This window comes from Sulfophobococcus zilligii (assembly GCF_055398255.1).
Window position 1 is genome coordinate 221,731 of record NZ_AP042406.1, and the last position, 23,574, is coordinate 245,304.

Below are 23,574 nucleotides of genomic sequence, written 5' to 3' on the forward strand. Positions count from 1 at the left end.
ACTACTACACCTTGAACTTTCTACCTAGTAGTGCTAGTCTCGCTAGAAACGCGTTTAACTGTATTTCATCATCTGCTCCCTCAACCAGTCTAAACTGTATTTCACCAGCATAGTCGGCGATCATTACGCGGAGGTCTTCTGGAATCTTTAAATCAGAGGAAAATATCTCTCTATGTACTTGTTTAATAACGTCTAGTCCACTCAATCCATACGTGATCATTAAATCCCTTAGTTTCTTTCTAGCTTCAAGGAAGTTTCCTGCTAGTGCCAACTGGATCATTTCTCTTATTTCTCTTGGATGAGCTAATCCAACAACTTTGTAGACTACTTCCTCGGTTACTTCACCAAGTGCAGCAGCTGATTGTAGTATGTTTATTGCCCTCCTCATATCTCCCTCTGATAACTCGTAGATTACTTCTAGTGCTCGTTCACGGCATTTCAAGTTCTCGTTTTGACAAATATATTGTAGTCTTGGTACAACATCTTCTTTCTTCAGCGCTGTAAACCTAAAGACTGCACACCTACTTTGAATTGGCTCGATGATCTTGCTTGGATAGTTAGCTGTAAGAATAAACCTTGTATTTGCAGAATAAAGCTCCATGAGTCTTCTAAGAGCTTGTTGCGCATCAGAAGTCATATTGTCTGCTTCATCCAATAACACTATTTTAAAGCCCACCTCTCCTACAACCTTCGACCTGGCAAACTCTTTTACTTTTGTTCTAATAACTTCTATTTTCCTCTCGTCTGAAGCGTTTAACTCCAACATATACTGCCTGTAGTTTTCACCATAAAGATCATGTGCGAGAGCGTGAGCAACAGTGGTTTTTCCGGTCCCTGGTGGACCGGCAAACAACATGTGGGGAATATTTCTCTCAGCTACAAACTTCTTGAGTCTTTCAACTATTTCTTTCTGGTTAATTACCTCGTCTAGTGTTTTAGGTCTATACTTCTCAGCCCAGAGAAGCTCACTCAAAACATACCACCAGTAATACCCCATTAAAACTATGATTAAAGGAAAGGGTAATAAAAGGGAGTGTGTTTTCAATATGAATAGGGGGTGCTTTTTGACTGGACTCCTAGAACTATCACTTGTTTTAAACACTGAGCTAGTACAGAGAGAGTACGAGGAGGAAGAAGTTAAAATAGTCTATATTGGACAGAACATGAAGGTTTTCTTGGAAGATGGATATATTGAACTCATAAAGGGATCTGAATACACGCTTCCACGGTGGCTTGCCAAATACCTAGCTGAAAAAGGACTGGCAAAGATTTCCGAAGCACCAATCGAGGAAAACATTGTTGCTAGACTTCAATTCAATGAATCCCGTTCAAAAGGACAATTAAAATTCGAGAAGCTACAAGGATACTTCTACACGAGGATCAAAGAGCAAATAATAGAAACTATTAAAACACTATTCAAGGAAATAAGCGATATCAGTAGAGTACAACAAGTACTACAATCGTATTCAAGAATGGAGAGTATGACGAGAGAACTCTATAGAACTCGTTTAAGTAAAATACTCAATATTCTTACAAGCGAGGTTTCACCAGAAATACTGAGCAATCTAAGCGAAGAAGAAAAACAATTATACCACTCACTAAAAACAGTTATTGATACATATAATTCAAGAGTATTCGATTTTAGAGAGAAAAGGTGACAGCTACGAGTACACTGGTAGTTGAAGACTACGTCCAGAGATTCAAGGTATTTCTACTAGAGTTCAGGTCTAGTGAAGGCATTGCTAAATACGTTGAGAGAATTAGACAGTTGATTAGATTAAACCAGAAGAGTCTAATAGTAGACTTCGACGACTTAATCCTATACGACCCATCACTAGCAAACTACATACTAGACAATCCAGAAAAAGCCCTTGAAGAGTTCTCACTAGCTCTAAAAGACATTGTTAAAACCGAAAACCCCGAATACGCTAATCAAACAAAGAGATTCTATGTGAGAATACGCAATCCACCACAAATACTCAAAATAAGAAATCTAAACACAGACTACCTTGGAAAACTAATTGCAATCGAGGGAATAGTTACAAGAGTCACAAGAATCGATGCCAAAATGGTTAGAGCAAGATTCAAACACATCATAGTTGCCAGAGAGGAGAAAGAAGAACAAAAACCAGGAGAACAAGAAGACCACGAATTCGACTATCCAGAAGAAGGATACTTCACTGATCGAATAGAGAAACCCCCATACTGCCCCATATGCCGTAAATCAGGAGGGAAATTCGAGTTAATAATAGAGAAATCAGAGTTCATCGACTGGCAGAAAATAGTAGTCCAAGAAAAACCAGAAGAAGTACCAGGCGGCCAAATACCCAGGTCTATTGAAGCCATTTTAACAGCAGACCTCGTAGACTCTGTTAGACCAGGAGATAGAGTAGTAATCACAGGTATTCTCCGTGTAGCACCAATTGCGGGTACTCCAGAAGCAAGGAGCTCTAGGAGTCTATACTACTTCTACATAGATGTCAACCACGTAGAAGTCCAGGAGAAAGTATTAGAGGAAATAGTTATTACAAAAGAAGACGAAGAAGCTATTTTAGAGTTGTCGAGAGACCCGTGGATCAGAGAAAAAATAATTGCTAGTATAGCACCGGGTATATATGGAAACTGGGATATAAAGGAAGCAATAGCTCTAATGCTGTTTGGTGGAACACCCAAAATCCTACCCGACGGCACTAGAATCAGGGGAGACATACACGTATTATTAACCGGCGATCCCGGTACAGCTAAATCACAACTACTACAATTCACTGCTAAAATAGCCCCACGTGGATTATACACTAGTGGTAAGGGCTCAACAGCTGCTGGTTTAACAGCCACAGTACTCCGAGACAAGACAACTGGAGAATACTACTTAGAAGCAGGAGCACTAGTTCTAGCTGATGGTGGAGTAGCCTGTATAGACGAAATAGACAAAATGAGGGAAGAAGATAGAAGTGCAATACACGAAGCACTCGAGCAACAAACAGTTAGTATTGCAAAAGCAGGTATAGTAGCAAGACTAAACGCGAGAGCATCTGTACTAGCTGCTGGTAATCCAAAACATGGAAGATATGATTCAACCCTCTCAATAAGTAAAAACATCGACTTACCCCCCACAATCCTCTCGAGATTCGACTTGATATTTATTATAAGAGATATTCCACACAAAGATCAAGATAGAAAACTAGCAAGACACATACTCGGTATTCACACAGAAGCAGATAAAGCACGTGGATTTATAGATCCACAACTACTAAAGAAATACATTAGCTACGCGAGGAGGTATATAAGACCACAACTCACACCCGAAGCAGCAAGATTAATAGAAGAATTCTATGTTGGATTAAGACAAGCCTCTCTAACAACAGGCGAGGAGGGAGTCTCCGCTATAGCTATAACTCCGAGACAGCTAGAAGCACTAATAAGGCTCACAGAAGCACATGCAAAAATGGCTTTGAGAAGCAAGGCTACAGTTGAAGACGCTGAAGAAGCAATTCGTATAATGATGGCTACACTAGCAAAAGTAGGATTAGACGTGGAAACAGGTAAACTAGATATAGATATAATTGAAACAGGAGAATCAGCCTCACGAAGAGAAAAGAAAAAGAAGTTTACTAAATGGTTATTCGAGAAACTAAAAGAAGTCGGTGGAGAAATGGAGCTTGCACAGCTACTTGAACTCGCACGTAGAGAAGGATTTGAAGTAGACTTTGCAAAAGAAGTCATAGATGAATTATGGCAGAGTGGAGAAATAACATATCCAAGACTAGGAAAAATCAGAAAAGTATAGTCATCAAATAAATTAGAGGTATTCTATAAACGGAGTTATATGGAGTAGTTTTACTGGGAGTATTTTGAATTCCTCTGCATATTTAACACCTATTTTACTACCAGATAACTCCATGTATTTTAAAATGAAGAGTAAGAAGTCTTCGTTTTCAAATTGAGACCTATGTTTTCTCAGCGCGCTTATCTTGTATTCTACATAGTTTGAAACATCAACAATGGTGTTCGGTCTACTCGTATAGTAGTAGCCAATAAATCTAGGCGAATGTGGAGTTAGTCCTTTCTCAAGGTCTTGTTTGTTAAACAATGGCATACCAGAAAACAATACAGCGGCTGATACTAGTCTACCAGTGTAGTAGTGGTCTGGGTGTGCTTCATATGGGAGGTATGGGTCTGGTGTTAATACAAGGTCTGGACGCGTTATTCTAATAATGGTTATCAGTTTATTTAGTACATCATAGTTAAATGTTAATTCTCCATCTCGTACTCCAAGAAAATATATGTTTTCTACTCCGAGGACTTTAGCGCTCTCTTCTTGCTCCCTCCTCCTAGTTGATGCTACTTCTTCTTCTCTTGCATGAGGGTTGAGTGTTCCCTTTGATCCATCTGTTACGACAACCAAGTCTACTTTTACCCCGCTCTTAGTAGCTCTAGCTATTGTACCACCCGCACCTATTTCACAGTCGTCTGGGTGTGGTGATACACATAGTACTTTTCTTGATACTTCAAGTGGTCTCTTGTAATCAGGTTCTATTTGTTTAACTAGTGAGGAGTATATTTCAAGCCATTCTTGTTTCAAGGTTTATCCTCCATGAACTATTATCTACCGCTCTCTTTTTATACTAATTAAGATGCTAGTTTATAGTGGGGGTTTAGTTGGATAGATTGAAAATAGCTTTTATTGGTGCTGGTAGTGCTGTATGGTCTAGTACAATAGTTGTCGACTTATTGATAAACGAGAGGCTTAGAGATAGAATTGACATTTGGCTCATGGATATTGATGAATGGAGGCTGGATGTAATATATGGATTTACCAAGCGATACATTGATGAACTAGGTGTTAAAGCCCGGGTATACAAGACAACAAGTAGAGTCGAAGCCATTAGAGAAGCAGATTTCGTAGTAAACTCTGCAATGGCTGGAGGACACTCGTACTATGAACTACTAAGAGAAATCTCGGAGAAACATGGGTATTACAGGGGGATTAACAGTGTTGAATGGAATTACGTGAGCGACTACCACACTATATGGGGCTACTATCAATTCAAACTATTCATGAATATACTAAGAGACATCGAAGAGTATGCACCCAACGCTTGGATGATAAATGTAGCAAACCCAGTATTCGAGCTTTCAACACTGGCTTTTAGAGAATCCAGGGTTAAATACATTGGTTTATGCCATGGACATCTAGGCTACTTGAAATCAGCTATACTAGTACTAGGTATGCGTTTAATGAAAGAACATGGATACGACATGGTCGTTAAATGCGCTATGGAGGAGCCAGAATGCTATTTCAACACCATACAAGTAGTCGACCCACGCGAAGTAGAAGTAGAAATGCTCGGCTTCAACCACGTAATATGGCTGACAAAATTCAAGTATAGGGGTGAAGACGCCTATAAATACCTAGATGAATGGATAAAAGAAGACGCCGAGAAATACTGGAAGACATGGAGGGAATACTATCACAACCCATTCGAAGTTGATTTATCACCAGCAGCAATAGACATGTATAAAACCTATGGACTCCTACCAATAGGAGACACTGTACGTGGAGGTACATGGAAATACCACTGGAATCTAAAAACAAAACAGTATTGGTATGGACCATACGGCGGGCCAGACTCAGAGATAGGTTGGGCAATGTATATAGCCCACCTGAGAGGAAAAATGCGAGAACTAGCAAACGCCGTCTATGATTTAACAACACCCATTACATCGAAGTATCCACCAAGACCAAGCGGCGAGTCACTTGTTGAAATTATAGATTCTCTTGCAAACAACATCGAGAAATCATGGTACTACCTCCACCTTCCAATGGGGGTGAAAATACCTGTACCAATACAGGTAAACACATTGAATAATGGTGCAATAAGTAGTCTACCAAGCAATGTAGCTGTTGAAGTACCAGCGAGAGTAAGTGGTAGAGGTGTAGAGCCAATAGTAACGAGTAGTATACCCAGAAAAATACTCAACCAAGTACTACTACCAAGACTAATGAGGGCAGAGTGGGCAATAGAAGCATTTCTAGAAGGTGGTAGAGACCACTTGTTCAACTGGCTAATAGTAGACCCTAGAACAAAGAGTACAGAACAAGTAAACAATGTAATAGACGATATACTCAAACTACCAGGAAACGAAGAAATGGCAAAACACTACTCGTAACACTATAAAAATAATTTTTGAATTCACTACTTACCCACAGCTTTTTTCTCTGCAATCCACTGTCTTCTATACTCCCATAGAGATGGAGGAGTCCACATTACCCATAATGGCAGTGCTTTAATAAACTCGTAGGCTTCCTCCCAGCCTTCAAGACCAAGTCTCTCAGCTAGTTCTTCGAGACTCATAGGTGTTCTAATATATTCACGAATAATTTTAAGTAAGTCTTCTGTTATCGGTATTTCTTTCTCTCCTACTTTTACAACAAACAATATTTCTTTTACTTCACTCAACCCATAACCACCCATTGAGACAAACCATTGTATAAAACCTTAAAAATATTGCGTAGTGGGGCCGCCGGGATTTGAACCCGGGACCACCGGCGCTCCGGGAGTCCCAGGCCACGGGGGACATCCCCCCAGGCCGGCATCCTAGCCAGGCTAGACGACGGCCCCTCTTTCAAGTCTCATTAGATATACTCTAGGGGATTATAAAAGAATATCCATGGTAGAACAATACTTCATTATCTATCCAATACTTTCGGCCACCTCTCTTCTTTTAAAACACCTAGCCTTTATAACACATTACACGTTTATTTAAAAAAATGCATATCGCAAAATGCCCACTCAATGAGATTTTTAATCATGTTAATTAATTGTATTGTGAACCCTTACCTTTACTATTAATGAATAGAATATTCCCAATTGGCTTTGGTGAATAGTAATGCCTGTTAGATATAGATGTAGCCACTGTGGAAATGTAATCTACGAGTTTAAAGGTGTTGGCCAGAGTTATACAGGTTTGATCTCTCCACGTGAATTCGTAAAACTAGTTGGCTATCACTGTCCATACTGCAAAGCCCCCTTAAAAGAGCCTGAGGGAGATGTACGCAAGTATATGTATATTAGACCAGCAGTGCCGTTTACAAGAGACTCGCTACCACTATTTGATTCGTCGAGAACCACTATTACTTCAACTGCATAGCTTCAAGTAGTTTTTCAAAGTCTTCATCTAGATAGGATTCTTTGTATTTTCTCAGTGCATCTAGAACTCTGTTTCTATCAATACCTAGTGTTTCTATGAGTTTACTGCTATTTCTATATCTATATAGTAGAAACGACGTAAATGATGTAGTATTTACTGGTCTACGCGTTTTTCTAGCGCTCTCCCAGTCCAGTATTTTAACATCTTGTTCTCTGCATACAAATACGTGTCCACTTGGTCTATTGATCTCTGTGTGGTCTATACCAAGCAAGTCTAGTTTTCTCAGTTTAATCATGGTATTTAATAATAGTGTTTTCAATTCATTCAATCTATTCGAATTCAAGTATTCTTCTAGTACAATAGTGTAATCTCTACACTTCCCAGGCGGGAGTAGCTCGTAGAAAACATAGAAGTCGCGGTAGGCTAGGAGTTTTGGTGGTAAACTAGATGGATAGGCCTCGCTCATTAATAATGCTTCTCTTGTAAAACTCTCTCTTCTACTATCTAGTCTTTTTATCTTCAGCGATCCAATTCCATTGAATTTATTGTATGCAACTACTACTATTGCAGAGTAGCCCTTACCAAGTATTCTCAAGTCGAGAAATTTACCACCTGTTTCCAATAAATAGGTGAAACCATCTAGTTTAAGGAGTTCTAATCTCTCTTCGAGCTCACTACAATTCTCTCGGGGAAAGCAGAGTACTCGCTCAATATACGTGTCTGGTTTATCTAGGAAGTGCAGTACTCCATCCAACTCGGCTTCTTCAATATAAAGTCTCGTAGCCACCTGGTAGCACCTAGATCGCTGAGTTTCTTGAATACTTCTTCATTGAGAAGCTCGACTACGGGTTTAATAGTCTTTAAATGTGGTGATACAGTAAACTCGCTCCATCTCTCCGAGATTACTTCTAGTACATTGACTTCTCTCCTCGGGTCTAGAGACTCCATACACCCCTTATAGTCTATCCATGGGCCGAATCCTCTACCAAGGTGTTTCTTGATAAATCCGTGTATTCTATCTCCTTCATGGCCGAGACAGGGTCCACTGTACAGTTTGAAGAGTGGTAGCTGGCAACTTTCTAATTCAAGTGCTATTACAACAATATCTTTTTCATTACTCCAAGCTGAATAGTCTAAAACCCTTATATCAAATCCGCCTAGAACCCGTGGAGCAGTAGATGCAACCCTCCACGCCTCGCCCCATACAACGTCTGGTGGTAGTGGTTCTTTTAAATAGTATTCCAGGAATACAATACACCTATTTCTAGTTTTCTCTAGTAATTCTTCTACTCGTGGAGCTACTGGTTCTCTAAAGAAGGAAACACTTGGATTAGACAAGTAGCATTGTGATGCAATTATAAACGTGAAGAGACTGCGAGCATTTACACTAGCTGTTACATTTCTCAAGTAGTCTACTGGGTCTGGCATATATACAAGTGAATCAGGGTATTTATCTCGTAGTTTCTTCAGCAATTCTCTCGTCAACTTGTCTCCAATGGTATTAACTACTACGGGAGGCCTCCATTCACTAGCTGCTTTTAAAACCTCTCTAAAACCTCCATATGCAACTATTAGTAGTTCAACGGCATATCCGCTAAAACCACGTGTTTTAACTTCTGCTCCATATACACCAATAGACTTCATGAATTTCTTGAGTAGTCTAACATGATCTCTTTGCTCGCTACTCAGTGTTTTATTAATGAATAATGTGTGGAATGGTGTTCTATCAACAGCTGTTTTTGCAAGTGTAGGTGTATCTAGTTTCAAACCAGCTACGATATCTGCTTCTACCTCGCCTAGTCTTACTCTTACATATGGGTGTTCAGCATATCTCAATTCGTATTCTCCAATCTCTCTTGCTGCTTCTATCAGTATTGGAAGTGCTTTTTTCTCGAGGTCTTCTCTACTCCAATCACTGGGGAATAAGACGAATACGTCTAGATCTCTATCTCCACTCAGCCATGTATCATGTGCTACACTCCCTTGAAGTGTTACTTCAGCCCGTATGCTGTGTTTACTCAGTGTTTCTTCTATAGCATGCTTTACTTTCTCATATGTCTTCAATAACAATTCGTATTCACTGGGTTTTGGCTTGATTTCTTCTAGTATTTTTAATTCTACTTCGCCCAGGTTTTCCATCGACCACCACTATTCAACTATTGTAATTCAACAGTGCAGAGATCGCTGTATATGGGGCCGCTTGGAGTCAATACACTCTTTTTTACGTGAATCCTAGTTACACTTGAAACTCCAAAATCCATGTCTTGCATAGACTGTATTGTTTTAACTAGTTTGTCGACTCCACGTCCACTTTTCACTCTTGCAAGTGTAATGTGTGGTACAAACTCTTCTCTCTCTGGTGGAACACCAAGTCTTCTCACTATTCTCTCTACTATTCTAGCCAGCTCTACTAGTTTATCAGACCCCTCGGCTACACCAGCCCATACAACTCTCGGCCTCGCTAGATTGGGGAAGACGCCAAGGCCTTTTACATGCATTTCAAATCTACTGTACTTCAATGTAGAGATATCACTACACAGTACCTTGACTAGGCCGGCTGGTATTTCACCTATAAACCTCAGTGTTAAATGTATATTCTCGTCTTCTACAGGTTTTAAATCAGCACCTGTTTCAACTAGTTTATTTCTCGCTTCTACTAGTTTTTTGAGTACATCGCTGTTTTCTATTTCAATCGCTATAAATGTTCTAATCATCTCGCTCATTAAACCACCATTATCAGCAATACACTCTATCCAATAGTAATTAACTCTCAAGGCTTAATTATATAATTGAAAGCATTATGCTATAAAACTCATAAACCCTAGAGAAATAATTAATCTCTAAACCACTTAGACTACCCATTGGTGTAGTCTATTGAAGCGCTTATACATATTACTAACTGGAATGCCCGGCTCTGGTAAAAGCATTGTAGCAGAAGTTGCAAGAGAAATAGGTATTCCAGTATACACAATGGGCGATGTAATTAGAGAAGAAACACTTAGAAGACACGGTGTTGTAACACCAGAACTCATGGTTGAAACATCAAAGAGGCTTAGAGAGGAATACGGTGATGAAATAGTAGCAGTTAAAACCATTGAGAAAATACCCAGCGAATACAAAATAGTATTAATCGACGGGGTTCGAAGCCTGAGAGAAGTAGAAGTATTCAAGAAACACGGCGAAGTAGTAATCATAGCTGTACACGCCTCGCCAAAAACAAGGTTTAAGAGACTAGTTGAGAGAAAGAGGCCTGGAGACCCCTCTACATACGAGGAATTCCAGAAGAGAGACTATACAGAACTAGGATTTGGAATCGGGAGCGTTATAGCACTAGCAGACTATGTAATAATAAACGAGACCTCTATAGAAGAAGCAAAAAGAAAAGCCCGTGAAATATTATTTAAACTGGTTGAAACCCATGGTTGAAATCACTGTTGAAGCAGAAGTAAGACCAACAGAAGACATTGAAAAAGTAAAAACAGCACTATTAAACATAGCTAGACCCGAAGACCTAGAAGTAGAAGAAGTAACAACGGGTTTTAGAGTAATGAGGATTAAATGTAGTAGAATAGAGTGTCTAGAACCACTGAGAAACATGATTAAATCCCAGCAAATAGAACCAGCATTTAGAGCCCACCTAGAAAAATACTGGGAGGGAGACACTATAACCATACTCCTCCATAAACAAGCATGCTACGTGGGAAAAATATCCCTCATAGACAGCTATAGAGAATCACCACTAGGACCAATAAAACTCACAATAAAAGGAACAGAAGAGGAATTAGAAAAGATCATCGAATACCTAACAAGCGAATAGTATTAACAACTCACTTCCACACCCCACTTGTTGATTCCAAATGGGATTCAAACGGGATTTCTACTGAGATGAGAATATATATTGAGAAAGAAGAAAGCTCAATAGGTTTTATAATCGCAACTAATACTTGTCTCCGTTTCCCCGTTTGGCTAAAACGATTTGTTATCTAGGCGGCTCTCCCCTGTAAACCCTATAGGAGTAGAGAGTATAGTGGCTACTCAAAGAAACCATGATGAAGGAAAGTTTATAATATAGTGGGAGAAAGTGTAATCATGGTAATGTAGAGGTATATATCAATGAAAAGAGATATAGTTCTCAGTGTACGATATATCCTCGTCGCTGTTTTAGTCTTTTTCATTGTATTCTTTGCTTTCTCGGAGAGTAGTAATTCAAATAAAAGTAGTATTGGTGCTAGTAGACTACCTACAATGGAAGTAGTAATTAGTGATAGTGATGTCCTCGAAGATTGTAAAGTCTACATAGAGAAGCAAGAGGTTAGTAATGGATACTATGTAAAACAGGGTTGGTGTCAAGCATGGGTTAAAGGCCCCTATTTATACAGTATAGAAGGCCTTGAAACACACTTCTGTATCACCGCTCACTCTAAAATATACCTTGATAGCTTTAAGAGTAGAGTATTCTGTTCTCCACATACATGTGGAGAAATAAAGCCTGTATTAACGAGTAGTGGTAAGGTATTGACATATTCCTCCGTGGGTGCATGTAGAGGAGGACTTACAGGCAACAGCAAGGTTAGAATATACTTTTATGTTAAATACGTATATGAAGAGAAGTGGTGGTGTAGTCAGTATTCAGGACACTGCATAGTAGATATAACTCTGTATCCAAGAGCTATATATGAAATATCAGATATTAAAGAGCCAGTCCAGCCGTATCAACCACCCTCCCGACCGTGGCATGCTCTTGGACCCTACGCTGGTCACAGCATAATCCTATTTAACAAAGAGTTTCATGGAGTCTTTGAATTAGGAGTACCACCTGAAGTCATTAGAGACTACTTTGAAAGCCTACCACATTGTATCGTAGATTCCTATGTCAAAGTAATTGATTTAAGTGGTAGGGGGCCGGCTGGTATTACTGGTGGTATAAAGACGATGATCCATTCACTTATGAAGTAATGTTTGGGATTGAATAACTATAAAATCCCCCCTACTTTTTTCTATGAAGTAATTGAATCATAGATATAACACCATGCCTTCTCTTGCCACTATTGTCTTCATGAATACTCTTATTGCATCCACGAGTGCTTCTTCCTCGCTGTGTCTAGCACTTATGTGGAATAATACCAGTAGTCCTACACCTGCTTCACTAGCTGTTAAAGCAGCATCTTTTGCAGTCGAGTGTTTTTGCTCGTGTGCTTCTTCTTCGTAGAGGCTTGTAAACGTTGCCTCGTGGATTAACACGTCTACTCCTCTACATGCCTCTATTATAGTCTTAGAGGGTGCTGTATCACCCGTATAACACACGGTCTTCTTTCCTATTGTTACACGATACCCGTATGATTCAATACTATGGTTTACTGGGAATGCGCTGACTGTTATCTTTGAGTCACTATATGAATAGTTTGAATCTACTACTTGTAGTTCTACTTTGAATCCTGGTTTAATAAGACTTGATTCAAACATGTATCTGATTGTATCTATGAATTGACGGGGCCCGGCGATCACGAGTGGCTCTTTCCGGTTTGAAAGAGTCATTGTCTGTATTAAGCCTGGTAGTCCCAGGTAGTGGTCTCCGTGTGCGTGTGTTACAAATATTGTTCTCACCTTTAGCGGGCTGAGGCCGTATTTAAACATTTTTGACTGGCATCCCTCTCCAGGGTCGAATAAGTATATTTCCGAGTCTACTTTCAACGCTATACATGGTAGTGAACGCGTTACGGGCATTGCTGCACCTGTACCTAGAAAGTGTATTCGGGCATTCACTGTTTTCTCACCACGTTTATTACTCTTGTTAATTGTCCATGGACGTAGTCATAGTATCTCTCTGTTAGTTTAAACCCGTATTGACTAATTAATTCGTCTACGTAGTCTTCTAGCCATAGTGGAGTCATAAAACAAGCATATCCATTTCTCGACAAGTATTCTTGTAGTCTCTGAGTAAAGGATTCATATAGTTTTTTTATTTCAACTCCATGTGTGCTAGCTCCTCTTCCATATGGGAGATCAGTGGCTATTCTATCTACCTCTCTAAACACTATTTCGCTTGAATCACTAATTACTGGTATAATTGGAGCTTTTGAATATAGTACATTGGCTTTAAAGCCAACCACTAGTTCATAGTCTATTTCAACACCTAGACCTAAAACCCCCATATCCCAGGCTTCTAAGAGTATAGTTCCCGTACCTGTAAACGGGTCGATTAGTAGATCTCCTCTTTTAGCTCTTGTTAGATTGACTAGTGCTCTTGCAATATCGGGTTTTAAAGCAATACTCCTCTGAAACGGTCTGCTCCGAGCTTTCTTCAATAATACACCATAATCCTTCTCGAATAGCTTCCTAGCTAGAACCGCGCGTCCATCAGTAAAAAACAACCTGTATTCTCCGCGCCCTCTAAAACCAACTTCTATTCCCCCTACTTCTATGAATCTATTTACCGATTCCTCGCTAATAGTGGATTTCAAAATAGAGACGTGTACCGGGTTTTTACCTACTAGTCTACCTGTTTCTCTAGCGTCTTGTTCTGAATAAGCGTCGAATACGCCTATTACTACTCCAGCTTCTTTTAAAAACCCAGATCTCTCGATAATTTCTACTACTACTTCACTCTTAGTTCTAGCTATACACAGCATTGTAAAACAGTTTACTCTGTTTCCACCAGTATAGACTTCTAGTAGTGCTTTTAGCTCTCCTAGTGCTAGGTATTCATTATTCCCTCTTAGTAGAAAATAGTAGCTGTTTTCAACATGCTCCTCCATGTTCTTAAACCGTATTAGTATAAAAATACCTAGGAGGTTATTTTCTCCAGTACTGGTTTCAATGCCTCTGTAATATTAACGTATTCTATTAACTCGTGTTCGTGTTTTACTAGTAGAGTATTTGCGAGAATTAGTTTTTCTACTCCTGCTTCTTTCAGCTTCTTCAATGCATCTCCCACTAGTAGTCCATGAGTTGCAGCAACAACTACTCTTCTAGCTCCTTGTTGTAGTAGTATTCTAGATGCTTCTGCTATTGTACCACCAGTGCTAATTATATCGTCTACTAATACTACATCTCTACCTTTAACGCTGAGTTCTTTTGGTTTATATGTAATAGCACCCGTAACTCTATCTCTACTTTTAACTAGAAAGTCATAGTTTAAACCTAGAGTTCTAGCTGCATAAGAGGCTCTTTCAAGAGCGCCTTGATCTGGTGCTAGAACAATTGGGTTTTCAAGGTATTTCAATGCTGCCTTGACCAGTAGGTCTGATACTAGTACATTGTATGCCGGACCCCCGAAACACTCTAGTGTTTTTGGACTGTGAATGTCGACCACTACTAGTACATCCAATCCAATAGTCTTCAGTGTTTTTAACACCATACAAGCCGATACAGGCTCTCCCGGGAGGAACACCTTGTCTTGTCTCGAGTAGGCTATGTAGGGTATTACCGCTATGATTCTCTTAGGGTTGTTTTGTTTAACAGCATCTATTAAAAGCATTGTTTTCAATAACGAGCTCTCTTGTTTTGGATAAGTAGTTGAAACAACAACTACATCATTAGATGGTATTTTATCTGGTTCAAGTATTCTCACATAGAATTCTCCATCCGGGAAGACCTTTTCAGCCACTCCTACTTCTACTCCTCCAAGTATTGAAGCGATTTCTCTAGTTAACTCGTAGTAGGGAAACCCGGTTACAACGAGCAAGTATCCACACCCATGGATATATTGGGTTATACTAGATATTAAATTATAGAGAGGTGGATCTCTCAACATGTTTAAACTTAGAAAATTCAACCCAGAAGATCCTGGTGTAAAACCAGCTAGGTTGTGGGAGTCTCTTAGTGAAAATAGAGTAAAGTGTAATCTATGTAGTCGTAGATGTATTATTGTACCAGGCGCTTTTGGAGCTTGTGGTGTTAGATACAACTATGAGGGTAAACTCTACACTCTCGTATACGGGGTTTTAACAGCTGCAAACGAAGACCCGATAGAGAAAAAACCCCTAATGCACTTCCATCCAGGTGCATGTGTATTCTCGATTTCAACATCTGGCTGTAACTTCTACTGTAAATTCTGCGACAACTGGATTCTCAGCCAGAGCAGGTGGGATAGAGTCTTCGGGAATATATACGATCCAGAAGACGTTGTAGAAGCGGCATTGAAATCCGGGTGTCAAGGTATAAGTTACACCTATAATGAGCCAACAATATTCTTTGAATTCATGGCTGACACTGCAAAACTAGCTAAGCAAAAAGGATTGTTTAACACCATGGTTACAAATGGATATATTACACCCGAGGGTGTGAGAGAACTAAGTGGATTAATAGACGCTGCAACAGTCGATTTTAAAGGAGGTGGAAACCCTGAATTCTACAGGAACTACATGGGCGTACCCGATCCAACACCAATATATAGTGCACTCCTCGAAATGAAGAAGAATGGATGGTGGATTGAAATAACAAACCTCGTAGTACCAAGAATAGGTGATAAAGAAGAAGATATACGAAGACTAGCCAAGTGGATTGTTGAAAACATAGGGCCTGAAACACCGTTTCACCTTTTGAGATTCCACCCAGACTACCTACTACAAGAAATACCACCTACACCAGTAGAAACACTCGAAAAACTAGCCAAGACAGCAATGGAGGAAGGATTGAAACACGTATATATTGGAAACGTGTGGGGACATCCATTAGAAAACACGTATTGCCCCAACTGTGGAGCACTCGTAGTAGAGAGAAAAGGCTTTTTTATAACAAAGTGGAAGCTTAAAGAAGACTTTAAATGCCCTGTATGCGGTTATAGATTAAACTTCAAAGGAGTATTCCATGGAGTTAGATTTAGAAGTCTATGGTGGTAGAAATGCCGTATTTCATAGTGGTTTTGGGTACTGCGGGTAGTGGAAAAACATCGTTGACTAGTGTATTACAGACGTATCTCGAAGACCACCAATTAGACTCAATAATTGTTAATCTAGACCCCGCCGTAGAAGAACTACCCTATGAACCACACGTAGATGTAAGAGACTATGTAGATACACGTGAAGTAATGAGGAAAACAGGGCTTGGACCAAACGGCGCACTAATAGCCTCGATAGACATGTTGTTAATGAATATTGAGGACTTAAAAGAAGAAGTATGGAGTTATAAATCAAACTATGTCATTATTGATACCCCTGGTCAAATGGAGTTATTTGCATTTAGACAAACAGGTCCACTAGTATTGAAAGCATTGATTGGAGACGCTAAATCAGCTGGTGTATTCCTAATAGACTCGTCCTATGCACAGCAGGCGTCAAACCTACTCTCAGCACTACTACTAGTAGCATCTACTTATGTCAGACTCAAAATACCACTAGTAAACGCATTGACAAAAACAGACCTTCTCGACGACACCCAGTTACAGAGGATTATTGACATGATTGAAAACCCCGATGTTTTAGCAGCAGAGATTTCAATGGAGAAAGATGCTGTGTTAATGTGGGATCAAGAGGAAGTATCGAGTATAGTGGAGAAACTAGCAGTCTTCGAGACAATACCGGTTTCAAATGTTACAGGCGAGGGATTTGATGATTTATATGCTGCAATACAGAGAATAGTAGCTGGCGGTGAAGACTACTATACAGAAGAACCAAACCCCATGTTATGAATTAATAAAAAATCAACTAGTTATCTTAGAAGCCAATTCCCTTATTCTAGCCTCACTAGTTCTACCCTTGAATTCCACTGTGTCTACTATTTCAAACCCCATGTCCGAAGTTAAATCCTTTATTTTCTTCGCGGCGACAGGGCCCCATCCATACGAGGATATTACTACTAGTCGTTTACCAACACCCTTTGTTTTAGCTTTCATAATCTCTAGGATGTATTTTCCAATTGGGTATAAATCAGCGTCATAGGTTGCCGCCCCGAACACTATGGTCTCAGCATCATAAAGATCTGTTATTACCTCACTTATTAACGAGTGTTCTTTATCGTCGAATCTATGTATTACCGGTTCAACACCCCTCTTTCTAAGTTCGTCTACGAGGATTTCTACTGCTTCATTTATAAATCCATACATTGAAGTATAGACCACTACTACTTTGCCTTTTACAACTCTCCTCTCGCCTAGCTCTCTGTATAATTCAATAATTCTATTTGGCTCTCTATGTAATGGACCGTGTGACGGGGCAATGACGTCTATTTTCAAACCTAGTTTGGATAGTTTATCAAGGTTTTTAACAACCCATTCAGCGTGTTTACCAATTATGTTTGCAAAGTATTTTCTAGTATATCTATTAAACAATTCTTTTTCGGCTACGGGTAGATCTTCATAGAAGATTTTTGAGGGTATGCCATAAGAGCCGAATGCATCACACGTAAATAGTATTCTCTCTTTTTCATAATATGTGAATATAGTGTCCGGCCAGTGGAGCCATGGAGTATGATAAAACCTTAACACTTCTTCACCCAACCCCACTGCTTCTCCATCATTAACGGGTTTTACTCTCTCTGCTACTCCATAAAATGCGTTGAGTAGGCTTATTGCTATATTGTGTCCTAGTATAGTGGCGTTTTTAAGTGAGCCTACAAGTGTTTTTATAGAGCCGCTGTGATCCGGCTCGGTGTGGTTAACCACGATGTATCTCACATCTCCTGGATCTACAATACCTCTTATTGTTTCCAAGTGGAGTTCTCCATACCCCTTCTTCCATCCATCAATAACCGCTGCGCCTTCACTAGTAGTTATCAAGTAGGAATTGTATGTTACTCCCTCGGGTATTTCCCATATGGCTTCAAAGTAACGAGTTTGATCATCGTCTAATCTAAGAAGGTATACATTTCTAGTTATTTTCTCAACTATGGTTTTAACCAATGAGACCACCTTTACGTATATAGTAACGAGTTGAATCCTTAAAATTGAAACAAATAGACTTACAGGTCTCTACATATTTCAATAGCTGAGTTTATAGCCGCCGGTAGCTGTATATATGATTCAACTCTGATGAAGTCTACGCCCAGCTCAAAGGCTACTTTTTCATCGTATATTGTATCGCCAATAAACACTATTTTACCCTGGAAACCCTTCTTTACATGTTCTAATTGTTGTTTTCTACTTGGATAGTTGTCTCTAGTTAGCGAGCTCGAGGAAAACTCTGTTAAACCCAGTTTTTCTAGTAGTGGAAGTAGTGTTTTTCTACTCCTCATTGTTACTAGTATTACTTTGTAGCCGTTTTCCCTTAATTGTTTTAAAATCAATGTGTTTTCTCTGACTAGTTCAGGGTTTATTTTCTCTATTGATTCTAGCTCGGCGTTTTCAATTATCTCCCATGCCTTTCTCTTATCTTCTTCGTTTATTGGTAGATTGGCCAGGCTTTCTCCCAGTGGTTTTAATGGATGATTTATACCGAGTAGTCTCCTAATTTTCTCTCTAATCTCGTCGAAGTTTACAAGTAGTGGTATTATTGTTCCATCAACGTCTACGACTATTAAACAGTTATTCAACGTCATTTTCTACACGGTTTTAACAATGTTTATTTTTAGTTCTGGTTTTAATTCTACTACTACCTCGTCTTTGTACATGTATCCAATTAGCATTGCTTCTGTATTGTATGCGTATAGTATATTGCCGTTTTTATCTACGGCTATAAACCCCATTGTATTAGAGCCCACTGTTTTCTCTACGTATTCGGCAACATTTCTCAATGCTTCTTCTGGTGTCTTACCTGCTTCATACTCCATACTTAGTTTTAAACAAGGCATTGATCTAATTATGAACTCGCCAATACCAGTTGCACTACATGCTACACTGGGTGAGGCGTAGAATCCAGCTCCAGGTATTGGTGTATCTCCAACTCTTCCAGGTAGTTTTAGAATTACGCCTCCAGTACTCGTAGCCGCCGCTAGTACTCCATTGTCGTCAACTGCCACCGCTCCAACGGTGTCGAATACTCCAATCATTTCTCTAACTATTTCATAGTATGTCTTGTTGCTTGTTACAAAAGACTTCAAGGCCTTGTAGAAGTAGTCTGATGGTTCTTCACTAAATACTTTCTTTAAGACCTCAACATACCTCTCTGCGAGGTTTGGAGGCATTGGTGGTAGTGGTGGAAGACCATATATTGTAGCGAGTTTATCAGCGTTTTCACCGGCGAGTAATACGTGTGGTGTTTTCTCGGCTACAATTCTAGCTAGTAGTATTGGATTACGAGTTGCCTTGACAGCGGCTACCGCACCCATTAAACCCGTAGAAGTCATCAATCCAGCATCTAATTCCCTCTCGCCCAGTAGATTGGGTACACTACCATATCCAGCATTCAAGTGTCCAGAGTCCTCCATACACTTAACTGCTTCAACAACCGCTTCTAGAGAACTATTTGTTTCAACGAGCTTCCTCCACCCTCTCTCAGTGCATTTTTTAACTGCTTCAATAGATTTCTCTACACCCGGCCTTACACGCCAGGCCCCTGCCCCACCATGTAGAATAATAGCTTTAACCATGACTACACCACCATAGCTTGATTAAACCCCCTTAGTTAATATTTTTTCACGGTGTAGAACTTGACATCTACGCAAAATACAACAATTGAATCAGATATGTTTCAAAAACTGGTTTCAAGTATTAAATTCGAAAAAATAAATCTGCTACCGATACTACTTCCTTTTATATTTCTCTCCTCGGGGATATTGCTACTCTTATCATCAGGGTTTTTAAAGAGCCTTCTCGGGGGAGGTATTGTAGAAAACAGTATTCAAAGTGTTCAGATAGATTATAGTTTATCTTCATATGGAGCTCTACTAATAATTGGCTATCTACTATCATCTACAATATCAGTATACTACTTAGTTAGAAAGGTTTCAAGACACCTCCACGACAGTATTGTAGCTACAACATACTTCACTAAGGGTTTATCCGTCGAGAGCCTACTCAGTATTTTAGAGTCTATGGTTAACAAACACTCTCTTCCATCACCCATTACAAGTCTATTACTAAACATTGTTTCATCTGGCATAACCTATCCAATTATTCTACTACTAGTAGAGAAGGCGTTTATAGAACACTGTATACTAGAAGAAGAGCTATTATTGAAGTCTAAGTACTCCAAGCAGAGAACAAGTGTTTACATAGTGCTTGATGTTGCATTAATTGTACTAACACTTGGAGCTTACGGGCTGTATATAGCTTGGAGGTTTACAACCAGCTTCAATAAACACTATGAGTTGATTCATAGTACCCATCCCTATCCACCAGAGCCAAGAGGAACAATTCAGTCAACTAGTACACCTTCAAATACGTATTCAGGTTCTAAATACGCATATATTCTGCTTTTATTGACTCCTATTTTGAGTATTATCTATACAAAGCTGGGATCTACAATAATGCCTGTTATCCCAGCGGGTTCAGCACTCATAGTATCAAGTATATTGTTTTCTATGAGGAGTGAAAACTCCTGGAGAAAGTCTGGTTTAGCACTACTACTACTCTACTCTATTATGATAGCTGGTTTTACAACGGGTTTACTTGCAAGTAGCGAGGTTTCCAGCTACACAGAGATTGTTAGAAGAGAACTGGGGAGTAGAATACCCAGTGAAGACCCAGTTCTACAGGTTGTAATGATATTTACAAACAACTTTATAATATCTATTCTAGCTGTAATACCATATATAGGGCTCATCCCAGTTGCTATTGGAGGCTATAATGCCGGAGTAATTATGGGTTATTTTACTACAATACCCGAATCTAGAACTGTTGCTTTATTAACACTTGTCCTTCCACATACAATACTAGAGTTTACTGGCTACGCCATACTAGTTGTTTCATCCACTCTACTATTCCACGACACCAAGAAATTCGTTAAAACAGTACTCACTGGTGCCTCTGTTCTCTTGCTTGCAGGAGTAGTAGAAGTAGCAACAATCATTCTACTCTAGTATTCAACTCCAAGAGACTCTAGTATTCTACTCTGTATTTTCTTTAGTTTAACAGGTGGATTTACTATTAGTGCTAGTGCTCCATAGAGTCCTACATCGTCTCCAAGCCTAGTTGGCTTTATCTCTGGAAGCCCTGTTGCTATGTTTTCTCTCACTAGTCTAAGTATGGGCTCGTATAGAATGTCTACATTGTTTAAAAAGACGCTTCCACCAATCGTTATTAATTCTGGGTCGTATGCATTTATAACCGACGATATGCCCGCAGCCGTTGCTTTAATGTAGAGGTCTACTATATCCAGTGCTAACGGGTCTTTCCTCCTATAGTATTCAAAAATAGTTTTTGCATCTACAGGGTTTCCACTATTTGCCAGTCTAGCTAGTTCTGAATCATATCTCCTGGTTTTTACCAAGTATTGAAGTAGTTTTGGTAGGTTATTGCCGCCTGCGTAGGCCTCCCAGTGTCCTACTCCGCCACATCCACACTTTATATTTGAATCAAAGTTTATGACGATGTGTCCTACTTCGTGTGCATTACCCATTTTTCCAATTAATAATTCTCCATCAACTATTACACCAGCTCCTACACCTGTGCTGAGTGTAATGTAAACGTAGTTTTCTACTCCACGGGCATCACCATAGTGTTTCTCGCCCCATGCAGCCGCTATAGCATCATTCGCTATGTATACTGGTTTTCTAAAGTATTCTGCGAGGGGTTTAAGCAACTCTATTCTCTTTATTTCAAGGTTTGGTGTATTAATTACTACTCCTGAGTGTATGTCTAGTGGCCCTATACTCGCAATACCTATACCCCTTACATCTCTAATCAAGTCACGCCATTGATTCATTATAGCTTCTATTATGGTTTTAGCAATAGTGTATTCATCTCCCTTCTTGGGAGTTGAGTAGACTGTTTTCTCGAGGATTTTTTCACTATTTGAGAGGGCAATTCTTGTCTTTGTAGCTCCCAAGTCGACTACAATGTAGTAGTTCATCTAATACACCTTCTCCTGAAAAATTTACTTCTTGGGTGTTATTTTCTTGTATAGTATTGGTGCATCTGTTACATTGAATCTCTCTACTGCTTCAAACGAGTATTTACGTGGATTGTCAATAGTAAACCCGAATACACTAGATATTGTTTTCGCTGTTCTAGGAGTGAATGGAGCTAGCATTGTAGTTGCTAGTTTTATTATTTCTATAGTGGTGTATAGTTCACGGCTTGGATCGCTTTTCTCCCATGGTTTTGTTTCGTTTAGGTATTGATTACCTATTCTCGCTACATCCATAGCGATAGAGGCACCGCGTGCTACGTCAAAAGACTCCATTGCTTCTATATAAGCATTTAATTTCTCGTTTAACTCTTCTTTCAACTTTGAATCAAGACTCCTCCTGTAGACCTTACCATGTAGTTTTTTGAGGGCTAATACACCAACTCTTCTAACTAGATTTCCATATGTATCAGCTAGTTCACTATTATAGATACTGTCTATTAATTCATAGTTAAACTCGCTGTCTTTATCCATATTGAAAATTCTCATTAATACATATCTAACAGCGTCGGGTGAACCATATCTTTCAAGCAACTCCTCTATTGACACTATGTTTCCAACACTCTTACTCATTTTTGCCCCTTTTACAGTGAGATATGAGTGTACTAAGAGCTTTCTCGGCGGTTCAATATCGAGGGCTTTAAGTATTGAAAACCACACTGCTGTATGGAACCACAATATATCTTTACCTATCACGTGGTGGACATTGCTCCAATACGACTTGAATCTCTCGTTGTCTACACTGTAACCAATCGCGCTAATGTAGTTTAGTAGTGCATCAAACCAAACGTATATAACGTATTTCTCGTCGAATGGTACTGGTATACCCCACCACACTCTTTCAACGGGTCTTGCTATTGACAGGTCGCGTAATCCCTCTTTCTCTATTTTAGCAATTACTTCCTCGGCATAGCTTCTAGGGTAAACAATGTCTTTGTTTCTCAACACGTCTAATAGGTAGTCTTTAAACTCGCTTAGTTTGAAGTAGTATGTCTCCTCTTCCATGAATTCGAGTGGTTTATTGTGGAGTGGACAGTATGGTTTTCCATCTACTTCTATGTATTCACCCGGTGTATAGTATTTCTCACAGTCGACACAATACCATCCAGAATACTTTGCTTTATAGATCAATCCCTTCTTGTAGATGTAGTTAAAAGCTTCTTTCACAGCCTTCTCGTGGTAGTCATCAGTAGTTCTAATAAAATGGTCGTATTCAACGTCGAGGCTTCTCCAATAGGATTTAAATACCTCGGCCATTTCATCAACGAATTCTTTTGGCTTCTTTCCTTGTTTCTCAGCTACTTTCTGTATTTTCAACCCGTGTTCATCGTTTCCAGTTAGAAAGAACGTCTTGTAGCCAAGTAGCTTCTTGTACCTGGCTAGTACATCAGCGAATACTGTGGTGTAAGCGTGTCCAATGTGTGGAGGTGCATTGGGGTAATATATTGGTGTTGTAATGTAAAATACATCCAATGCTATA

General features: G+C 39.5%; 24 protein-coding genes and 1 tRNA gene. 10 read left to right on the forward strand and 15 right to left on the reverse strand.

Annotated elements, in window-relative coordinates; genetic code table 11:
* Positions 1–4: 4 nt before the first annotated feature.
* Positions 5–997, reverse strand: coding sequence for a replication factor C small subunit (locus ACZ5YP_RS01115; RefSeq protein WP_464835411.1), 993 nt, complete (start codon positions 995–997; stop codon positions 5–7).
* 67 nt (positions 998–1,064) lie between these two features.
* Here ACZ5YP_RS01115 and ACZ5YP_RS01120 point away from each other — a divergent pair, with 67 nt between their 5' ends.
* A complete protein-coding gene (locus ACZ5YP_RS01120) occupies positions 1,065–1,658 on the forward strand; it encodes a GINS complex subunit Sld5 (protein ID WP_464835412.1) in 594 nt (197 codons plus the stop codon).
* Positions 1,655–3,787 (forward strand): minichromosome maintenance protein MCM, encoded by a 2,133-nt coding sequence (mcm, locus tag ACZ5YP_RS01125; RefSeq protein WP_464835413.1) that lies wholly within the window; start codon positions 1,655–1,657, stop codon positions 3,785–3,787. The genes ACZ5YP_RS01120 and mcm overlap by 4 nt, the downstream gene beginning before the upstream one ends.
* A 12-nt stretch (positions 3,788–3,799) precedes the next feature.
* On the opposite strand, the gene ACZ5YP_RS01130 is transcribed toward mcm, so the two are convergent.
* Positions 3,800–4,582: a PIG-L deacetylase family protein gene (locus ACZ5YP_RS01130; protein WP_464835414.1), complete on the reverse strand. Its 783-nt coding sequence runs from the start codon at positions 4,580–4,582 to the stop codon at positions 3,800–3,802.
* Positions 4,583–4,659: 77 nt separating this feature from the next.
* Here ACZ5YP_RS01130 and ACZ5YP_RS01135 point away from each other — a divergent pair, with 77 nt between their 5' ends.
* A complete protein-coding gene (locus ACZ5YP_RS01135; RefSeq protein ID WP_464835416.1) occupies positions 4,660–6,171 on the forward strand; it encodes a family 4 glycosyl hydrolase in 1,512 nt (503 codons plus the stop codon).
* Positions 6,172–6,197: 26 nt separating this feature from the next.
* Here ACZ5YP_RS01135 and ACZ5YP_RS01140 read toward each other — a convergent pair whose 3' ends face one another.
* Positions 6,198–6,476, reverse strand: coding sequence for a hypothetical protein (locus ACZ5YP_RS01140; RefSeq protein ID WP_464835417.1), 279 nt, complete (start codon positions 6,474–6,476; stop codon positions 6,198–6,200).
* Positions 6,477–6,517: 41 nt separating this feature from the next.
* A tRNA-Pro gene (locus ACZ5YP_RS01145) sits at positions 6,518–6,623 on the reverse strand.
* Between the two features lie 268 nt (positions 6,624–6,891).
* On the opposite strand from ACZ5YP_RS01145, the gene ACZ5YP_RS01150 reads away from it, so the two are divergent.
* Positions 6,892–7,152 (forward strand): hypothetical protein, encoded by a 261-nt coding sequence (locus tag ACZ5YP_RS01150; protein ID WP_464835418.1) that lies wholly within the window; start codon positions 6,892–6,894, stop codon positions 7,150–7,152.
* On the opposite strand, the gene ACZ5YP_RS01155 is transcribed toward ACZ5YP_RS01150, so the two are convergent.
* Genes ACZ5YP_RS01155 through thpR form a run of 3 tightly spaced genes read right to left on the reverse strand, consistent with a single transcriptional unit; the run spans position 7,136 to position 9,875 of the window.
* Positions 7,136–7,939, reverse strand: a complete 804-nt coding sequence (locus ACZ5YP_RS01155; protein WP_464835419.1) for a serine/threonine protein kinase — start codon at positions 7,937–7,939, stop codon at positions 7,136–7,138. The genes ACZ5YP_RS01150 and ACZ5YP_RS01155 overlap by 17 nt on opposite strands.
* On the reverse strand, positions 7,882–9,291 hold the full coding sequence (gene cca / locus ACZ5YP_RS01160; protein ID WP_464835420.1) for a CCA tRNA nucleotidyltransferase: 1,410 nt from the start codon (positions 9,289–9,291) through the stop codon (positions 7,882–7,884). The genes ACZ5YP_RS01155 and cca overlap by 58 nt, the downstream gene beginning before the upstream one ends.
* Before the next feature lie 17 nt (positions 9,292–9,308).
* Entirely contained in the window at positions 9,309–9,875 is a 567-nt protein-coding gene (gene thpR, locus ACZ5YP_RS01165) for an RNA 2',3'-cyclic phosphodiesterase (RefSeq protein WP_464835421.1), read from the reverse strand.
* A 181-nt stretch (positions 9,876–10,056) separates the two neighbouring features.
* Between thpR and ACZ5YP_RS01170 the strand changes: the two genes are divergently transcribed.
* The 3 genes from ACZ5YP_RS01170 (at position 10,057) to ACZ5YP_RS01180 (ending at position 12,108) form a co-directional block, all read left to right on the forward strand.
* Positions 10,057–10,578: an AAA family ATPase gene (locus ACZ5YP_RS01170; protein ID WP_464835929.1), complete on the forward strand. Its 522-nt coding sequence runs from the start codon at positions 10,057–10,059 to the stop codon at positions 10,576–10,578.
* Complete coding sequence (locus ACZ5YP_RS01175) at positions 10,571–10,969, forward strand: RNA-binding domain-containing protein (RefSeq protein ID WP_464835422.1); 399 nt, start codon at positions 10,571–10,573, stop codon at positions 10,967–10,969. The genes ACZ5YP_RS01170 and ACZ5YP_RS01175 overlap by 8 nt, the downstream gene beginning before the upstream one ends.
* A gap of 296 nt (positions 10,970–11,265) precedes the next feature.
* On the forward strand, positions 11,266–12,108 hold the full coding sequence (locus ACZ5YP_RS01180; RefSeq protein WP_464835423.1) for a hypothetical protein: 843 nt from the start codon (positions 11,266–11,268) through the stop codon (positions 12,106–12,108).
* Positions 12,109–12,165: 57 nt separating this feature from the next.
* Here ACZ5YP_RS01180 and ACZ5YP_RS01185 read toward each other — a convergent pair whose 3' ends face one another.
* Genes ACZ5YP_RS01185 through prs form a run of 3 tightly spaced genes read right to left on the reverse strand, consistent with a single transcriptional unit; the run spans position 12,166 to position 14,836 of the window.
* Entirely contained in the window at positions 12,166–12,915 is a 750-nt protein-coding gene (locus ACZ5YP_RS01185; RefSeq protein WP_464835424.1) for a ribonuclease Z, read from the reverse strand.
* A complete protein-coding gene (locus ACZ5YP_RS01190) occupies positions 12,912–13,907 on the reverse strand; it encodes a TRM11 family SAM-dependent methyltransferase (protein ID WP_464835425.1) in 996 nt (331 codons plus the stop codon). Before ACZ5YP_RS01190 ends, ACZ5YP_RS01185 begins: the two co-directional genes overlap by 4 nt.
* 29 nt (positions 13,908–13,936) lie before the next feature.
* Positions 13,937–14,836, reverse strand: a complete 900-nt coding sequence (gene prs / locus ACZ5YP_RS01195; protein WP_464835426.1) for a ribose-phosphate diphosphokinase — start codon at positions 14,834–14,836, stop codon at positions 13,937–13,939.
* A gap of 67 nt (positions 14,837–14,903) precedes the next feature.
* On the opposite strand from prs, the gene amrS reads away from it, so the two are divergent.
* Positions 14,904–15,992, forward strand: a complete 1,089-nt coding sequence (gene amrS, locus ACZ5YP_RS01200) for an AmmeMemoRadiSam system radical SAM enzyme (RefSeq protein WP_464835427.1) — start codon at positions 14,904–14,906, stop codon at positions 15,990–15,992.
* 2 nt (positions 15,993–15,994) lie between these two features.
* Positions 15,995–16,780 carry an ATP/GTP-binding protein gene (locus ACZ5YP_RS01205; protein WP_464835428.1) on the forward strand — a complete coding sequence of 262 codons (786 nt, stop codon included), beginning with the start codon at positions 15,995–15,997 and terminating at the stop codon, positions 16,778–16,780.
* Between the two features lie 12 nt (positions 16,781–16,792).
* Here ACZ5YP_RS01205 and ACZ5YP_RS01210 read toward each other — a convergent pair whose 3' ends face one another.
* From ACZ5YP_RS01210 to ACZ5YP_RS01220, 3 genes are read right to left on the reverse strand one after another with little or no spacing between them, the layout of a single operon-like run.
* Complete coding sequence (locus tag ACZ5YP_RS01210; RefSeq protein ID WP_464835429.1) at positions 16,793–17,989, reverse strand: FprA family A-type flavoprotein; 1,197 nt, start codon at positions 17,987–17,989, stop codon at positions 16,793–16,795.
* Positions 17,990–18,048: 59 nt separating this feature from the next.
* Positions 18,049–18,624, reverse strand: coding sequence for an HAD family hydrolase (locus ACZ5YP_RS01215; protein WP_464835430.1), 576 nt, complete (start codon positions 18,622–18,624; stop codon positions 18,049–18,051).
* A 3-nt stretch (positions 18,625–18,627) separates the two neighbouring features.
* Positions 18,628–19,614 carry an isoaspartyl peptidase/L-asparaginase gene (locus tag ACZ5YP_RS01220; RefSeq protein WP_464835431.1) on the reverse strand — a complete coding sequence of 329 codons (987 nt, stop codon included), beginning with the start codon at positions 19,612–19,614 and terminating at the stop codon, positions 18,628–18,630.
* Between the two features lie 60 nt (positions 19,615–19,674).
* Between ACZ5YP_RS01220 and ACZ5YP_RS01225 the strand changes: the two genes are divergently transcribed.
* A complete protein-coding gene (locus ACZ5YP_RS01225) occupies positions 19,675–21,045 on the forward strand; it encodes a stage II sporulation protein M (RefSeq protein WP_464835432.1) in 1,371 nt (456 codons plus the stop codon).
* On the opposite strand, the gene ACZ5YP_RS01230 is transcribed toward ACZ5YP_RS01225, so the two are convergent.
* Together ACZ5YP_RS01230 and metG are read right to left on the reverse strand one after the other, a co-directional pair.
* A complete protein-coding gene (locus ACZ5YP_RS01230) occupies positions 21,042–22,037 on the reverse strand; it encodes an ROK family protein (RefSeq protein WP_464835433.1) in 996 nt (331 codons plus the stop codon). The two genes, ACZ5YP_RS01225 and ACZ5YP_RS01230, sit on opposite strands and share 4 nt — an antisense overlap.
* Before the next feature lie 24 nt (positions 22,038–22,061).
* Complete coding sequence (gene metG / locus ACZ5YP_RS01235; RefSeq protein WP_464835435.1) at positions 22,062–23,567, reverse strand: methionine--tRNA ligase; 1,506 nt, start codon at positions 23,565–23,567, stop codon at positions 22,062–22,064.
* Positions 23,568–23,574: the final 7 nt, after the last annotated feature.

Bases quoted from the DNA above. Each gene is read 5' to 3' on its own strand.
- thpR (WP_464835421.1), bottom strand. From the start codon at position 9,875: ATGAGCGAGATGATTAGAACATTTATAGCGATTGAAATAGAAAACAGC.
- cca (WP_464835420.1), bottom strand. From the start codon at position 9,291: ATGGAAAACCTGGGCGAAGTAGAATTAAAAATACTAGAAGAAATCAAG.
- ACZ5YP_RS01215 (WP_464835430.1), bottom strand. From the start codon at position 18,624: ATGACGTTGAATAACTGTTTAATAGTCGTAGACGTTGATGGAACAATA.
- ACZ5YP_RS01175 (WP_464835422.1), top strand. From the start codon at position 10,571: ATGGTTGAAATCACTGTTGAAGCAGAAGTAAGACCAACAGAAGACATT.
- ACZ5YP_RS01115 (WP_464835411.1), bottom strand. From the start codon at position 997: ATGGGGTATTACTGGTGGTATGTTTTGAGTGAGCTTCTCTGGGCTGAG.
- ACZ5YP_RS01220 (WP_464835431.1), bottom strand. From the start codon at position 19,614: ATGGTTAAAGCTATTATTCTACATGGTGGGGCAGGGGCCTGGCGTGTA.
- ACZ5YP_RS01170 (WP_464835929.1), top strand. From the start codon at position 10,057: ATGCCCGGCTCTGGTAAAAGCATTGTAGCAGAAGTTGCAAGAGAAATA.
- ACZ5YP_RS01205 (WP_464835428.1), top strand. From the start codon at position 15,995: ATGCCGTATTTCATAGTGGTTTTGGGTACTGCGGGTAGTGGAAAAACA.
- ACZ5YP_RS01140 (WP_464835417.1), bottom strand. From the start codon at position 6,476: ATGGGTGGTTATGGGTTGAGTGAAGTAAAAGAAATATTGTTTGTTGTA.
- ACZ5YP_RS01230 (WP_464835433.1), bottom strand. From the start codon at position 22,037: ATGAACTACTACATTGTAGTCGACTTGGGAGCTACAAAGACAAGAATT.
- ACZ5YP_RS01150 (WP_464835418.1), top strand. From the start codon at position 6,892: ATGCCTGTTAGATATAGATGTAGCCACTGTGGAAATGTAATCTACGAG.
- ACZ5YP_RS01180 (WP_464835423.1), top strand. From the start codon at position 11,266: ATGAAAAGAGATATAGTTCTCAGTGTACGATATATCCTCGTCGCTGTT.
- ACZ5YP_RS01190 (WP_464835425.1), bottom strand. From the start codon at position 13,907: ATGGAGGAGCATGTTGAAAACAGCTACTATTTTCTACTAAGAGGGAAT.
- amrS (WP_464835427.1), top strand. From the start codon at position 14,904: ATGTTTAAACTTAGAAAATTCAACCCAGAAGATCCTGGTGTAAAACCA.